A 13888-nucleotide genomic window follows, 5' to 3' on the forward strand; every position below is an offset into this window, starting at 1 on the left:
TTTGATCGCATAAGGCAAGATTCGGTTTTCTTTTCATTTAAAAAATACCCCGCCGTGATCTGTTACGAACACCCGCTTAATGAACGCATCCGCACCCTGCTACGATTAGAAGATCTGTTTAAAAAAATAGATTTTTTCTCTGCAAAGGATTCTCCGCTGCAGCACCACGCTTCGTTGATAACACTTTTTGAAGTACTGGAAGTCACCAGCCGTGCAGATATCAAAACTGATTTATTACAAGAACTTGAACGTCAGAAACAGATACTGGAAGTGCTGCGTAAAAACCCGGATATCTCCGAAACTGCGCTGGATAATGTACTGGATAACATTCAGACCACATTTCGATCCATGCTACAAATATCCGGCAAAGCTGGCGAGCACTTGCGTGAGAATGAATGGCTTATGGCCATTAAGCAACGCACCAGTATCCCAGGCGGAGTATGTGAATTTGATTTGCCCTCATATCATTACTGGCTGAATCTGGATCCGGCATTGCGCCGCAAGGATTTTAACGAATGGCTTGCGCCGTTGCTGCCCATTCGAAATGCCTTTGGCATCGTACTTTATTTATTGAGAAACAGTGGAAAAACCACACAAAACGTCGCACAGCAAGGGATCTTCCAACAACCCGGCGCAGATTATTTTGCACATTTGCTTCGCATCAGAGTGAGCGAGGATTTTCCTTGTGTTCCAGAAGTCAGTGCCAATAAATACGCACTGAACATCCGATTTATTCCCTCACAATCCGGACAGCGCGTCAAAGTTTATGAGAAAGATGTCACTTTTGAGCTTACTTTTTGCAATCTGTAGCACTGTTTCATTCGGTTTCGAAGGCTCCCTGACTTCCTTGCAATCCATACATCACTTGTTACTCGCGTTTTGTTTATCCAGCATTTCGGGCAGGCGTCTGAGCAAGCGCCCTGCATTAATCATCTGACGACGTAACAATGTCCAGTTTTCTGTTTTTTTCTTTTCATCCACACAACGTAGCAGCCGTATTTTTAAAGCTTCTTCCTGGCAGTTTAGAATAGCAGCCCATAATGCATCATCCACATTATAAGAATGATTTTCCATAAGACATACCGGAATGACATGATCAACCGGCACCGCAAGATCATCAGCGACAGCATGCACGGCAGCGCGCATGTTGGCGGCTTTAGTATTTTTCGGATGCATCAAATCGTATGGCGGGCACCACTCACCTGTCGGTCGCAAACGGTCAATATGACTGACAACCACCAGTAATGGTGGCGGACGACGATTCATTTGTGTTGACTGAAAAATGCGCAAAGCATCCAGACAATCACGTTCGGTCTGCCGGTCAGGCCGGTTTACCGGACTGACCCATAAGATCAGATCAACATCCTGCGCAGCAAACTGTAACTGCTTGGTGTCAAAATATTCGCTGTCGTATCCTGGGGTATCAAATATGAGTGCCTGAGTTAATCCTTCCCGAGACAAGACAAAAGGTTTAAGCATCTGAGTACTGTCTGGCAGGATATCTGAAACCGTGGTCAATTTTCCAAACAGGGCATTAATCAAACTTGATTTACCGGCATTGGTGCGACCCAGTACCAGAATACGCAACGGTTCTTCTATACTGCCAGCCGCATTCTGTGTTTTATCCAGATTATCCATATCCGCACTGGACTGGGATGTCCGTGACGTCACCGGCTCATCGTCAGTGAGCGCCAAACGCCCGCTGTAAAGGTCAATGGCGTAATAACCTACCTTGCGAATATAAGTGCGCAAAAACCAGCGATGCAGCTCGTCACGCGCCTGCAAAAAACTGCGCTCGCGCAGATGCCGCCAGGCCTCACCGAGCAGCGCATCAATCGGATTGACAATCGCCCTGCCCGCCCGGTAAACATTAAACACCTGCTCCGCTCTGTTTCTCCAGCGCTGCATACGGAACAGATCGCCGATTGTCAGGCGATTGCTAAAAGGTATGTTTTCAGTCACATCCCGGCGCAAATCGTGGCCCGCCCGCTCGATTACCAACAAGGTATGCGGTACTGTGAGCTCAAGCAGCGGTTTTTCAACATCCGGATAATAACAACGCGCCACCGTTTCCATTGCGCGCTGGCCCAGCTTCAATATCCAGTCACCTTTTTCCAGCGGCCAGTCTTCAGGCTTGCAGGATTCTGCCAATGTCTGAACCTGCTGCCACGCATCATCTGCGCTAAGCGGCCATTCCGGATTAGGCTCGGTAGCCGCTTCTGCGAGCAGTTTACGGTCGCGCCGCAGCAACCACTGTTGCAGCCCATAACCCAGACCACTGCACAGCAACATGACAAACGCCCAGAAAAGCAAAAAACCATGCTGCCACAGCCATGCCATTCCAAAACCCAATAATGCCAGAAACGGCAAAATCAGCAGCATAAAGGCCAGCAATCGAAGCGAGTCTATACCATAAGGCAATAACTTCATTCAGATCTGCCCCGCAAGCGGTCTTTCAGGACAGCTGCGCCGCGCTCCAGTTCTTCTGCATAGATGCGTCGAATTGTAGCGGAATCTACATGCAGGTTATTCCGGTGTCTGACGAAAAAATACACGGCGGCTTTACCCAACGCATACGTTGCCGCACCGCTGGCGCTGGCACCCCATACCGCACCCACCGTCTGCCCCCAGAACGGAATCAACTTGGTAACCGCGCGGCCGACCAATCGCGTCAGATAACCGGTTGCAACGCCCGCGCCCATCAGGCCCAGAAACTCGGAAATAGTACGCTTATCCCAGATTTGACCATATAAAGCGGCCAGACTGTGCAGCAGTTTTGCCTGCACGGCCGAAACCGCCACCAGATCGACCACCGGCAAGGCACCCAGACCGGCCGCTGTGGTTGCATAACCCACAATATGCTGATGCGCAGCCCGTTCAAACAGATCATGCACCCCCTCATCGCCGCTCAACAGATTTTCCAGACCCAGCGATGACAAAGATTCGATCGCCACCCACAAGGCTTCCAACCCATAATCCTGCGGATCAAATCCGTCTTCAGATAGGGTCAAATCCACTGCCACCCATCGTACCGGCGCATGGCCCGGCAATTGTGCAGCGGTAGCACGTTGCGCATGCAAAGCGCGCTTCAGATCAACGGGCACTGAATCCGGCAAAGGTTCCTGGTCATAGGGCCAGGGATTAATATGCCGCCCTCCGATTGGATAGCACTCATGCAAACCGGTTTGCACAATCAGCAACGGCCATTCCGGATGACGCTCACGCACTGTATGCAGCACATCAAACACCGCCTGCTGCCTGATATCCGCAACTTTCATAACCGCGATCAATAAATGTGCCTTGGATTCACAATAGCGGATATCCTCTACCGGATCATAGGATACTTCACCCAATCCACGCGTATCGAGAAACCGGACTACCGGCATATCCGCTGGAAAATCATAAAAACGGGATTGCCGGGTGCATGGTTGAAAACCGTTACCGATCTCGGCGGTTTCACTGCCTGTCATCGCACGGATAATTGATGTTTTACCCGCCTGTGTCTTGCCAACCAGCCATAACACCGGCACAGGTATCTTCTCCCGTGCCTCACGCAGCGATTTTTCAAGCAACGCTGCATCCACGCTCGGATCCAGCAATACTGATCGCAGATGCTTCCAGTAATCGGTCCAGTTTCCTAAATTATCCCATTTCATCAGACTGAAATCTTTTCATTACTGTGATACGGAACAGGCAACCCGCCGCTCAATAATTGATGCCATTGTTCTCGCTTGCGCGCGAAAGACAAGGTGGCATTAGCCGGACTGGTGGAGGGCAAGCGCGTCAATTGCAACCACCGGATTGAGTCCGGTATATCTTTATTGAGCACATATCGCTTAAAACAAGTTTGAGCCTTTCCGCCATTGAAAAAAACATATCTAATCCGGCGATACTGATGGAAGAAGGATTGAAAATCATTGATAGTCTGTGACTGGGTTTCAATACTGGAATCAAGACTGCCTTTGCGTCTACAGGATTGCAAAACATCCCAGAGTGCAATGTGCGCCTTTTTCAAAGCAGCTGTTTTTTCCGTATAAGAAGCAACTGCCGGATTAAAATCCAATAACTCACCCATAATGCGCCAAAATGCATTTTGCGGATAGGCATAGTATTGATTGGCTGACAATGACGCCCGTCCCGGCATGCTTCCCAGTATGAGAATCTCGGCATGCCGATCAACAATCGGCGCAAAACTGTAAATAGTCGTCATTGCAAACAGTCATTTTCCCGGCATTTCATCCACGTAATAATGCTGAATGGCATTCAATTCGTGATCCAGTTCATATATCAGCGGCCGTCCCGTTGCCAGCTTCAATTTCATCACCTGCCGTTGCGACAGATTACTGAGTTGCATCATCAATGTACGTAGCACATTTTTATGCGAAACAATCAACACCCGTTTACCTTGCAGCAATTCAGGTTTAATGACTTCCTGCCAGAAAGGTAGCAGCCGCTCTCCCGCCTGTTTCAGACTCTCACCACGCGGCAGCACATCCTTCTCTACCATACCATAGTGTGAATGATTACCGGGAAAACGCGCATCATCTAACGCCAGACTGGGAGGCACGCCATCAAACCGTATTTGTGTACGCAAAACAGGCCAGACGCCAAATTTTTTCAGCGCAGACCAGCGCCCCATACCCTCCAATGCACCATAGTGACGCTCATTCAAGCGCCAGCATTGTTGTATAGGTAGTTCATTGAGTTCCATAACTGATAAAACCGTTTTCGCTGTCTCCAGCGCACGCTGCAGCGTAGAGGAAAAGCAACTGTCGAATGCAAACCCGGCTTGCTGCAGCTGATGTGCAGCATCCTGCGCTTCCTGCTGACCTTTAGGACTGAGCGCAACATCGCTCCAGCCGGTAAATACCTTGTCCCGATTCCAGACACTCTGACCGTGTCGCAACAATACAAGTCGGATCGGCGCCTGAATGGGTTTTTTTAGCGCTGAAACTTCCGGTATCATGGATTATCGTGCGTACTTTTTTGCATATCGGACGTACTGGATTGAGCGGATTCCTGCCAGATACGTGTCAAGGCATCCCACAGGCTATTACGCATGGTCGTCAGATAAAGCGTATTGTCACTAAGTCCGGTGACCAGGCGTCGTTGCGCTTTTCCGAGGTTATGGTAGGGCATGCTCATAAACAAATGATGTGTCGCATGAAAGCGCAATCCAACTGGCGCCCACAATGGTGTAATCAATGGATTTCCGGGTACGTTGATAGAATCCAGGTATTGTTCTGCATGAGTCATAGACTCAGCACCTGGATTACGATAGGCATGCGCAGCCAGCGTGCGCAGTGAGTTCAAAATAAAAACCATCACCGCAATAAGATACCAGAGTATTAACACCGCATACGAAAGCACATCCAGCAGCACCAGCGAGATCACTGCCAGGGCCAGCAAAAATGCGGCCAGCTCTTGTTGCCGCCAGTTATGGTCATTACGAATTGCATTTTCCGGGCGTTTGTAACCGGGATCGATCGTCAACGATGAGGCGCGCTCCCATACGACCTTGCGTAATGGCGGAATCAGATAAGACAGTGGCGTTAGCAGCAGAAAACGGATCACCAGCAGCGCCGGCAACAAAAAGGACAATAAAACATAACTAACCATTTCTATCGGCTTCCTAGTCGCGAACGGCACATATTCACCATCCTGGAACGTCCCGTAAATGTCACGTTTATGATGTTCGTTATGTACGCCATCATAGGTAAATGATGGAATCATGAAGGGTATGCCGCAAGTGCAGTTCCACACCAATCGGAAAATTTTAAATGAACCTTTTTTCAAATGCACCAGTTCGTGTATAAATATAGCCGATCGGTATACCGTAAACACGGCCACCGTATATGCGGCGATCTGCCACAATGAAAAAAGCGGAGAAGTGAGTGCGGTAATAAATGCCGCCCAAGCTACAATAATATTGAATAGAAAATCCGCCCAGTAAATCCATGGATTGGGCGTCATCAAATCACTGACCAGGCTATGCGCCTCACGAAGCGGGAATACTTCTGCACCCGTTTCTGACATTTTAATTGGTTCTGCGACTTCTTTCATGACCAGCAGGTTCTAATATGATCAATAATCAATTGATTTATTTTTTCATCGGTTTCATTCACATGCCCAAGATCGGGAACAGCAGGCCAACCCGCATCGACAAACACTTTATCCGCAAACTGCTTTGATTGTTCATAACGTGGAATGACATGAAAATGCACATCCGGGTCGACCATCATCAGCATCAAGTAGTTCAGTTTGTCATATTGAAACGCTTTGGCAAGTGCGTGCTCAATCTGGCCAGTAACTGCATGCAATTCAGCAAAGCATGCTGGACTCAGCTCTGAAAATGCCTTTACAGGCTCATGTGCGGCTAAAACTAACGCGCCCAGCGTCGCCTGGGCGGGGCGCAGCATCACACTCCAGTATTGAAACGAGTGAATAATTGTTTGTGGTGCGCCAAACTTGCGCATGGTTGCATTGAGAACAGGTAGATTCACACTTGCCCCTCTTTAAACTTTATTAATCGCCTTCCTGGTTAAAAAGCATGCCCGCTCGGGCCAGATCTTCGACAAAATCGATTTCACACCAGCGATATCCCTTTACAGAGCATGCATTCACCAGACGCTGGTCTGCCAGCTTGTCAATAATGGACAAGTACCAGGACTTTAGCTCAGCAGGATGACGTAACGCAGCTTCTATCGCCTGACGGAAGCAGACAGGGCCATGTTCGCGAAAATAAACCAGACCAATTGATTCTGCATCAATCTGATCCGGCGGCACAATCTTGCTTACCTGCTTCACCCAGCCATCCGTATTGAGTTGCACTTTCATGTCATCTGCATCATAGCTTTTCTTGAAATCTACACTCAGTGTAATCGGGGCAGACGGTGAATTCAATACTTGCAACACTAATTTGGGCTCAATAACTGTATCTCCGTTCAGCAGCAAAAAATCACTGCTCATATCCGAACGGGCCAGCCAGCAGCTGGCCAGGTTATCCGCTACTTCATAAAAAGGATTAAAGACAATTCTAATACTGCTGCGATCCGCATAGCGCGCTTGCAGCAATGCTTCTATCTGCCTCACCTGAAAACCCGCAACTATGACAATTTCATCGATGCCTGCAGTCTGCAGCGCATCAATCTGCCAAGCGAGCACAGGCTTATTGGCGACAGGGAGCAGGCATTTGGGGGAATTTTCGGTCAGTGGCAGCAAACGCCGCCCTTGTCCGGCACTCAAAATAATGGCTTTTACAGCATTCACAAATTCAGTAACTATTTTTTAATGGTAGAGTACTTGATTTTAACCTGAATGCTTCGTCTATTGCTGAAATTTGGCGGACAGTCATAAATAAAACGGAGGCAGGTTGCTGAAAAATGGATTAACAGGCTGTTGATAAGCTATCTACTTTGCCACTGCAGCGTTTAAAAAGTTCGAAATGCTCAATTGATTTCACACAAGCTTCGCTTTTTACTCAGCACATTATATGCCTTGCCCTTAGGACCGGCTTTAAGCCTTTCAAATCTGCTTACTGCAATTTTGTCACTTGTTTCTGCGTTGCGCCGCCTGCCCTGGATACAATTACAATGGTCTGTTAAAACAACCAGAGCAAGGCATCAGCTACGCAGGCAGTTTTTTAACCCGCTATAGCGTTAGACTACTCATACTTCTCAGCGCAGCCACGATCTCTTTTATCGCTTGCAAGAATGCCTCAACTTGCTCCATAGTATTACTGTACCCGAGACTGACACGCACCGCGCAACGCGCAAGCAGCGGGTTAATTTGCATAGCTTCCAGCACATGACTTTGCCCCGGATTAACACTGGAACAAGCCGCACCGCTGGCAACCGCAAAGCCCGCCTTGTCCAGTTTCACCACCAGCGTATCGCCTTCCATATCCGGCAGGGCGAAATAACAAGTATTGGGTAAACGTTCAGCACCTGCACCGAAGATAACCGCTCCCATTTCAGTTAACCCCTGTTCCAGTCTTTCACACAATTGGGCAACATGCTGTGCCGTCTCCATAGTGCGTGCTTTAGCAAGCTCACAAGCCACGCCAAACCCCACAATCGCCGGTACATTTTCCGTACCGGAACGCAGTCCGTTTTCGTGGCCACCACCATAAATCAGCGGTTTTAATAGCAAACGCTTATCGACTATCAACGCTGCGGCACCCTTCGGTCCGTAAATTTTATGCGCCGACAATGTCATTGCATGCACGTTAAGTGCTGCAAAATCGACCGGGATTTTACCCAAGCCTTGTATTGCATCGGTATGCACATACACATCCTTATTCTGGCATCGGGCTATTTCGGCAACGGCTGCAACATCCTGAATCACGCCTGTCTCATTATTCGCCAGCATCACTGAAACCAGCGCAGGTTTTTGCACGGACAATGCTTCATTTGCCGCACCCACATCCACCTGTCCCAGTTTATTAATAGCCAATTGGTGCATGACCCAACGCTCACCAGAGCGTAACGCTAACGCCTGCGCCGGTTTTAAAACGCATGGATGCTCAATTCCGCTAATAAAAATATGACCGGGTTTAAGGCTATCTGCAGCGCCACGAATGAACAGATTATTGGCTTCCGAACCGCCACTGGTAAAAACCACCTGCATCGGTTGCACGCCAATCGTGTCAGCTACCTGCTCCCTCGCTTTGTCAATCGCACGCCGGGCTGTCGATCCGTATGCATGCCGACTGGATGCATTCCCGAATTCTTGCTGAAAATAAGGCAACATCGCTTCCATCACTGCATCATCCACCCGAGTGGTGGCATTATGGTCAAAATAGTTAAGTGTCATTGGATGAAATAGGTAAAAAAACAATAATCTACTAGGGCAGCACTTCAAATTCATTTTTTGTGCCGATCGGTTTATCTGGAACACAGTAATCCCAAATGTTTATATAAGCATAAATCAATTTTGATATTTTTGTATCACTACAGTTCGTTTTTTATTAATTTTTTACACTAACAAAAAACAAAATAATTGTTTAATAACATACATCTATGTGTTACATTATCAAAGTTTTAGAAGCTATAACATTTTGAATTCTATTACAGATAGGTATATAGAGTCCGGAGTGATGACACGGCCTGTTTTCACTGCACTACAAATGAACACAAACTGGTTGTTCCCATTTTTAACGATTGAAGAGGACATCATTCATGTTAATTAAAAAAATAATGATCTGTCTTGCACTATTTTGTGTCAGCCAGTCTGTCATCGCCGCTGATTATCGCATTGAAATCACCAACCTAACCTATAAAATTGCTTTTACGCCGCGAATTGTGATTGCGCATGTCCCCGTATCTTTTTTCGCTGCAGGTGATAATTTAAACGATACCACGGCTGGTTTGTTAAATGGGCAAATCAATAATGCATTAAAAGAAATAGCGGAGGCAGGAAATCTAGGCCCCATAATTGCCATTTTAGACCAGGAATCAATACAGAATTTTGTTTCTTATACCGTCGGAAACGGATTATTACCCGGTGGAAGGAAGCAGACAGTAGAATTACTGGATGTTGATGAGACACTGAGCAACATTTCATTATTTGCAATGATGCTGCCGACAAATGACGGTTTTATTGCATTAAATAATATGGAATTGCCGCGAACTGGAAGTGTACGTTATCACTTGAATGCATATGATGCCGGCACGGAAACCAACACCGAATCCTGTGCCGACATTCCGGGCCCGTTATGCGGAGGAACAGCGCAGTCCCCAGATGACACGGGGGAAGGATTTGTACATATTCACCGCGGCATTAAAGGTTTGACTGCCACAGTAAACCCGGCTGAATATGATTGGAAAAATCCGGTTGCCGTCGTGACCATCACTCGAATACAATAACAGACTGCACAGATTGCGTACTCGCGTATATTTACATCATAAGTCAGCACACAACCAGTTTAGGCCAAACAAGCCTCAAAAAATACACAGCGAAACCAAATGACAGCGCTTATATCTGCTTCTGTCTGGTACTTTGTTAACCTAACAGGCGGTTAAAAAATATTTTCGAAGCAGCAAATGCAAGACAAAAACAGGTGATATTGCTACAGGCAGATTATGAACGGCTGAAAGTGACCCGAAGAGCGTGGCACATAATTTGTCCAGTAAGAAGAAGTGGAGCTTATGCATAATCAATGAGCATTTCGAACTTTTTTAACACAGCAGTGGCAACGCAGCCAGCCTGAATATCGCACCAGTTACTGGCAGTTAAACGCCGAACTGTTATTGAATTTGGCGTGCTCGCGACCAAAGACGCAGTTACAGAGATCATTAGACATATAGGTTGCAGGTTGAAATTTTACCTACTGATACAATATTCAGGCTAGTTTTTCAACAATCCGCTAAATTTAGCGGGGCATCAGGTACAGGATACAGTTTTATGAAGCTGACTTAATGTTTGCGGCTTCCACTATTTATTTTTAACTTAATTCATTTGCATAAGAAAAATTATTTTCAGTAGCTTTGTGTTGCGCAACTGCAAAGACAACTTCACTCCATCCAGACCCATCAAAAAGAGTATCAATACTCAACTGGCAATGGATCCAGGCTGCGCCATAGATACCAGGTTGCAACAGAGCGCCAAGGTTGCCATGACCGGGCGAGAGTCTGCATTATTTTTTTATCAACCGGCTCGCTGTCATAGTAATGCCGGCTGATAGCACGTTGCAATCCGATATCGTCCAGCGGTAATACATCCGGACGCAACATATGAAAAATCAGAAACATTTCAGCTGTCCAACGACCGATGCCTCTCACTTGTACCAACTCGGCAATGAGCGCTTCGTCGCTCAACGCATCCCATGTGGATACGTCTAGCATCCCTTCCCGAAAATGCCGCGACAAATCCTGCAAATAGGTTATTTTTCTGTGCGACAATCCGCAGGCACGCAGCAGGCCTTCTTCTGCTGCGTGAATCGTATCCGGCGTAATATCCGGAACAGCATTGATCACTTTTTGCCAGACACTTTCTGCTGCTGTAACGGAAATCTGCTGACCGACAATCGATCGCGCAAGTGTTGAAAAAGCGTTGCCGCGTGATCTGAGCGCGATATCATCAAAACGCTGAATCAATTGGTTCATAACCTGATCACGCGAGGCCAGATCCTGTATAGCCTGTGTCCAGTAGGAAGGTTTCATTTGAGGAAAAAATGTATTTAAACAGATGAATCTATCATAAAGCAGCAACCCAAATTTTTTGGGTTTTTATTAATTTTATGATTTGTTTTTTAGAAACGAAGTAAAATTTATCAATTAAGCCCGCTCTGTAAAGAGCAAAACATTATACTTCTGGTATGATTTCAATGTGAATCAATCGTTTCATAGCGATTGGCGCTTCCCTTTTGCCCGATTTTTATATAGCATAGGAAGCTAAACAGATTTTTGATCGTCTTTCTTATTTATACAAGGATATTTTTTCAAATATCCTAATTCATTACCCAAATTCATCATTTAATTACTTTACAAAAAAGTACCGCAAATAATTTTCAATGAGGATCATATGAGTCAGCATATTCATTACGTTACTGATGCAAATTTTGAAGCAGAGGTTTTACAGTCTTCGTTGCCTGTATTGGTTGATTACTGGGCAGAGTGGTGTGGACCGTGCAAAATGATTGCACCCATTCTGGATGAAATTGCCAGTGATTATGATGGCCGCCTTAAGGTTGCCAAGTTGAATATTGACGAAAACCAGGTAACGCCGCCAAAATATGGCATACGGGGCATTCCCACACTCATGCTGTTCAAAGACGGCAACATTGAAGCAACAAAGGTAGGCGCATTGTCGAAATCTCAATTAACCGCGTTTGTTGACAGCCATCTTTAAAGTGGCTATGCTCGCTTACTGAATAAATTACAGGCTAAGTGGTTTAGTAATGAATCACTCGCCTGATTTCTTTCTCTGTTTTTAATTATCCCATCAGCAACGACTTTCCTCCCAACGTTCACCATTTACATTAAATTTCATTAATCTCTACGTTTCTATTTTCAAAGAATCTTTTCATGCGCTTATCTGATCTCAAACATCTTCATGTTACCGAATTAGTTAAAATGGCCACCACCAATGAAGTAGATGGTGCCAATAGAATGCGAAAACAGGACCTGATTTTCGCATTGTTGAAAAACCAAGCCAAAAAGGGCGAAAGCATATATGGCCATGGCACACTTGAAGTTTTGCAGGATGGCTTTGGTTTCCTGCGTTCACCGGACACATCATACCTGGCCGGACCAGATGATATTTATATTTCACCGAGCCAGATCAGGCGCTTTAATCTGCATACAGGCGACTCAATTGATGGCGAAATTCGTCCGCCTAAGGATGGTGAACGTTACTTTGCCTTGGTTAAGGTCGACAAAGTCAACAACGAACCACCCGAGAATTCAAAACATAAAATTCTGTTTGAGAACCTGACACCATTATTCCCAACCGAACCACTCAGACTCGAACGCGATATAAAAGCGGAAGAGAATATAACTGGCCGGATCATAGATTTAATTGCGCCGATAGGCAAAGGACAGAGGGGCCTACTGGTCGCCAGCCCGAAATCGGGTAAAACGGTAATGCTCCAACATATTGCGCACTCCATTGCAGCCAATCACCCCGATGTCATTCTCATGGTGCTACTGATTGACGAGCGTCCTGAGGAAGTCACGGAAATGATTCGTTCGGTCAGAGGCGAAGTGGTTTCATCCACATTTGATGAGTCGGCCATGCGTCATGTTCAAGTGGCGGACATGGTCATTGAAAAAGCCAAACGTCTGGTGGAACATAAAAAGGATGTCGTCATTCTGCTCGATTCAATCACACGCCTCGCGCGCGCCTACAATACTGTTGCACCGGCTTCAGGAAAGGTCTTGACGGGCGGTGTCGATGCCAATGCATTGCAACGGCCCAAACGCTTCTTCGGTGCCGCACGCAATATTGAAGAAGGCGGCTCGCTAACAATTATCGCCACGGCACTGATTGATACCGGTTCCCGTATGGATGATGTGATTTATGAGGAATTTAAGGGCACCGGAAACATGGAAATCCATATGGACCGTCGCATGGCCGAAAAAAGGATGTACCCGGCCATTAATGTCAATCGATCAGGAACACGCAGAGAAGAATTATTAATAGAACCCGATGTGCTGCAAAAAATCTGGGTCTTGCGCAAACTGCTACATCCGATGGATGATATGGATGCAATGGCATTTCTGTTGGACAAAATCAAAGCAACCAAAAACAATTCCGATTTCTTCGATTCCATGAGAAGAGTGTAATTCTTTAATCTAACAGATTGCAGAAAAACCCAAAACCTTAACCTGAAATTCCTTTTTTAATAATTTGTAAGTAATTCGATCGTTTTCGCGAATCTATTACTACAAAATTGCTCATTTTTAAAGCAGTCTTGCTGTGGTCATATTTTATAGTTTTTTCCACTCGCTTTCTGCAGATTATGGGTGCACAACCCTCCTGTTCTGTTAACAAGATCACTGACTGCGGTAGAAATGGCTTTAGTTGAACACGACTACACAGGCCAATTTTTTGTTTGAAATGAAGTGAATTGAAACTGACAGGCGCCCAGGCAACCACACATAACACCTTCACAAACTCGAATCAATGTCAAGCGGCATTAGGCGACTGAATACCCCTTTTATTTATTGAGGAATAAAAGAAATTATGTATAGACTTTGAAGGCTTTTGGCAATCATCTCAGGCAGTGGTTGCTCTCTACAAGCTGTTAAGTTTATGGCTCTAATTCCAAGAAGAGTCTGAACGGATCCTAAGGAATTAAAAATTCTTCACAATATTGGATTGATTGGGCATTCATGGCATCGAATTTAAAGAACACATTGAACTGGCAGTTCACAAAACATTTCTT

General features: G+C 46.1%; 13 protein-coding genes. 4 read left to right on the forward strand and 9 right to left on the reverse strand.

From position 1 onward, the window contains the following. Positions 1 to 54 precede the first annotated feature (54 nt). Positions 55 to 810, forward strand: coding sequence for a cell division protein ZapD (zapD, locus tag C8R11_RS07155; RefSeq protein ID WP_107795115.1), 756 nt, complete (start codon positions 55 to 57; stop codon positions 808 to 810). Between the two features lie 51 nt (positions 811 to 861). Here zapD and C8R11_RS07160 read toward each other — a convergent pair whose 3' ends face one another. From C8R11_RS07160 to C8R11_RS07195, 8 genes are all read right to left on the reverse strand, one after another. Then, positions 862 to 2430, reverse strand: coding sequence for a GTPase family protein (locus tag C8R11_RS07160; RefSeq protein ID WP_107795116.1), 1569 nt, complete (start codon positions 2428 to 2430; stop codon positions 862 to 864). Then, positions 2427 to 3656 carry a YcjF family protein gene (locus tag C8R11_RS07165; RefSeq protein ID WP_107795117.1) on the reverse strand — a complete coding sequence of 410 codons (1230 nt, stop codon included), beginning with the start codon at positions 3654 to 3656 and terminating at the stop codon, positions 2427 to 2429. Before C8R11_RS07165 ends, C8R11_RS07160 begins: the two co-directional genes overlap by 4 nt. Then, on the reverse strand, positions 3656 to 4210 hold the full coding sequence (locus C8R11_RS07170; RefSeq protein ID WP_107795118.1) for a DNA-deoxyinosine glycosylase: 555 nt from the start codon (positions 4208 to 4210) through the stop codon (positions 3656 to 3658). Before C8R11_RS07170 ends, C8R11_RS07165 begins: the two co-directional genes overlap by 1 nt. Before the next feature lie 9 nt (positions 4211 to 4219). Further along, on the reverse strand, positions 4220 to 4966 hold the full coding sequence (locus C8R11_RS07175) for a 2,3-bisphosphoglycerate-dependent phosphoglycerate mutase (RefSeq protein ID WP_107795119.1): 747 nt from the start codon (positions 4964 to 4966) through the stop codon (positions 4220 to 4222). After that, positions 4963 to 6063, reverse strand: a complete 1101-nt coding sequence (locus C8R11_RS07180; protein WP_244907589.1) for a fatty acid desaturase family protein — start codon at positions 6061 to 6063, stop codon at positions 4963 to 4965. Before C8R11_RS07180 ends, C8R11_RS07175 begins: the two co-directional genes overlap by 4 nt. Further along, on the reverse strand, positions 6060 to 6503 hold the full coding sequence (locus C8R11_RS07185) for an HIT family protein (RefSeq protein WP_244531764.1): 444 nt from the start codon (positions 6501 to 6503) through the stop codon (positions 6060 to 6062). The genes C8R11_RS07180 and C8R11_RS07185 overlap by 4 nt, the downstream gene beginning before the upstream one ends. Before the next feature lie 22 nt (positions 6504 to 6525). Beyond that, positions 6526 to 7269, reverse strand: coding sequence for a phosphocholine cytidylyltransferase family protein (locus C8R11_RS07190; RefSeq protein WP_244907590.1), 744 nt, complete (start codon positions 7267 to 7269; stop codon positions 6526 to 6528). A 381-nt stretch (positions 7270 to 7650) separates the two neighbouring features. Beyond that, positions 7651 to 8814 carry a cysteine desulfurase family protein gene (locus tag C8R11_RS07195; RefSeq protein WP_107795179.1) on the reverse strand — a complete coding sequence of 388 codons (1164 nt, stop codon included), beginning with the start codon at positions 8812 to 8814 and terminating at the stop codon, positions 7651 to 7653. 365 nt (positions 8815 to 9179) lie between these two features. Here C8R11_RS07195 and C8R11_RS07200 point away from each other — a divergent pair, with 365 nt between their 5' ends. Further along, positions 9180 to 9866, forward strand: coding sequence for a spondin domain-containing protein (locus tag C8R11_RS07200; RefSeq protein ID WP_107795120.1), 687 nt, complete (start codon positions 9180 to 9182; stop codon positions 9864 to 9866). Positions 9867 to 10544: 678 nt separating this feature from the next. Here C8R11_RS07200 and C8R11_RS07205 read toward each other — a convergent pair. Beyond that, entirely contained in the window at positions 10545 to 11162 is a 618-nt protein-coding gene (locus C8R11_RS07205; protein WP_107795121.1) for a DNA-3-methyladenine glycosylase family protein, read from the reverse strand. Positions 11163 to 11523: 361 nt separating this feature from the next. Between C8R11_RS07205 and trxA the strand changes: the two genes are divergently transcribed. Beyond that, positions 11524 to 11850 carry a thioredoxin TrxA gene (trxA, locus tag C8R11_RS07210; RefSeq protein ID WP_090697079.1) on the forward strand — a complete coding sequence of 109 codons (327 nt, stop codon included), beginning with the start codon at positions 11524 to 11526 and terminating at the stop codon, positions 11848 to 11850. Positions 11851 to 12026: 176 nt separating this feature from the next. After that, a complete protein-coding gene (rho, locus tag C8R11_RS07215; RefSeq protein WP_090697080.1) occupies positions 12027 to 13286 on the forward strand; it encodes a transcription termination factor Rho in 1260 nt (419 codons plus the stop codon). Positions 13287 to 13888: the final 602 nt, after the last annotated feature.

The organism is Nitrosomonas aestuarii (assembly GCF_003046585.1).
In the GTDB taxonomy this organism is placed as follows: Bacteria; Pseudomonadota; Gammaproteobacteria; order Burkholderiales; family Nitrosomonadaceae; genus Nitrosomonas; species Nitrosomonas aestuarii.

Bases quoted from the DNA above. Each gene is read 5' to 3' on its own strand.
- C8R11_RS07160 (WP_107795116.1), bottom strand. From the start codon at position 2,430: ATGAAGTTATTGCCTTATGGTATAGACTCGCTTCGATTGCTGGCCTTT.
- C8R11_RS07165 (WP_107795117.1), bottom strand. From the start codon at position 3,656: ATGAAATGGGATAATTTAGGAAACTGGACCGATTACTGGAAGCATCTG.
- C8R11_RS07170 (WP_107795118.1), bottom strand. From the start codon at position 4,210: ATGACGACTATTTACAGTTTTGCGCCGATTGTTGATCGGCATGCCGAG.
- C8R11_RS07175 (WP_107795119.1), bottom strand. From the start codon at position 4,966: ATGATACCGGAAGTTTCAGCGCTAAAAAAACCCATTCAGGCGCCGATC.
- C8R11_RS07180 (WP_244907589.1), bottom strand. From the start codon at position 6,063: ATGAAAGAAGTCGCAGAACCAATTAAAATGTCAGAAACGGGTGCAGAA.
- C8R11_RS07195 (WP_107795179.1), bottom strand. From the start codon at position 8,814: ATGACACTTAACTATTTTGACCATAATGCCACCACTCGGGTGGATGAT.
- C8R11_RS07200 (WP_107795120.1), top strand. From the start codon at position 9,180: ATGTTAATTAAAAAAATAATGATCTGTCTTGCACTATTTTGTGTCAGC.
- C8R11_RS07205 (WP_107795121.1), bottom strand. From the start codon at position 11,162: ATGAAACCTTCCTACTGGACACAGGCTATACAGGATCTGGCCTCGCGT.
- trxA (WP_090697079.1), top strand. From the start codon at position 11,524: ATGAGTCAGCATATTCATTACGTTACTGATGCAAATTTTGAAGCAGAG.
- rho (WP_090697080.1), top strand. From the start codon at position 12,027: ATGCGCTTATCTGATCTCAAACATCTTCATGTTACCGAATTAGTTAAA.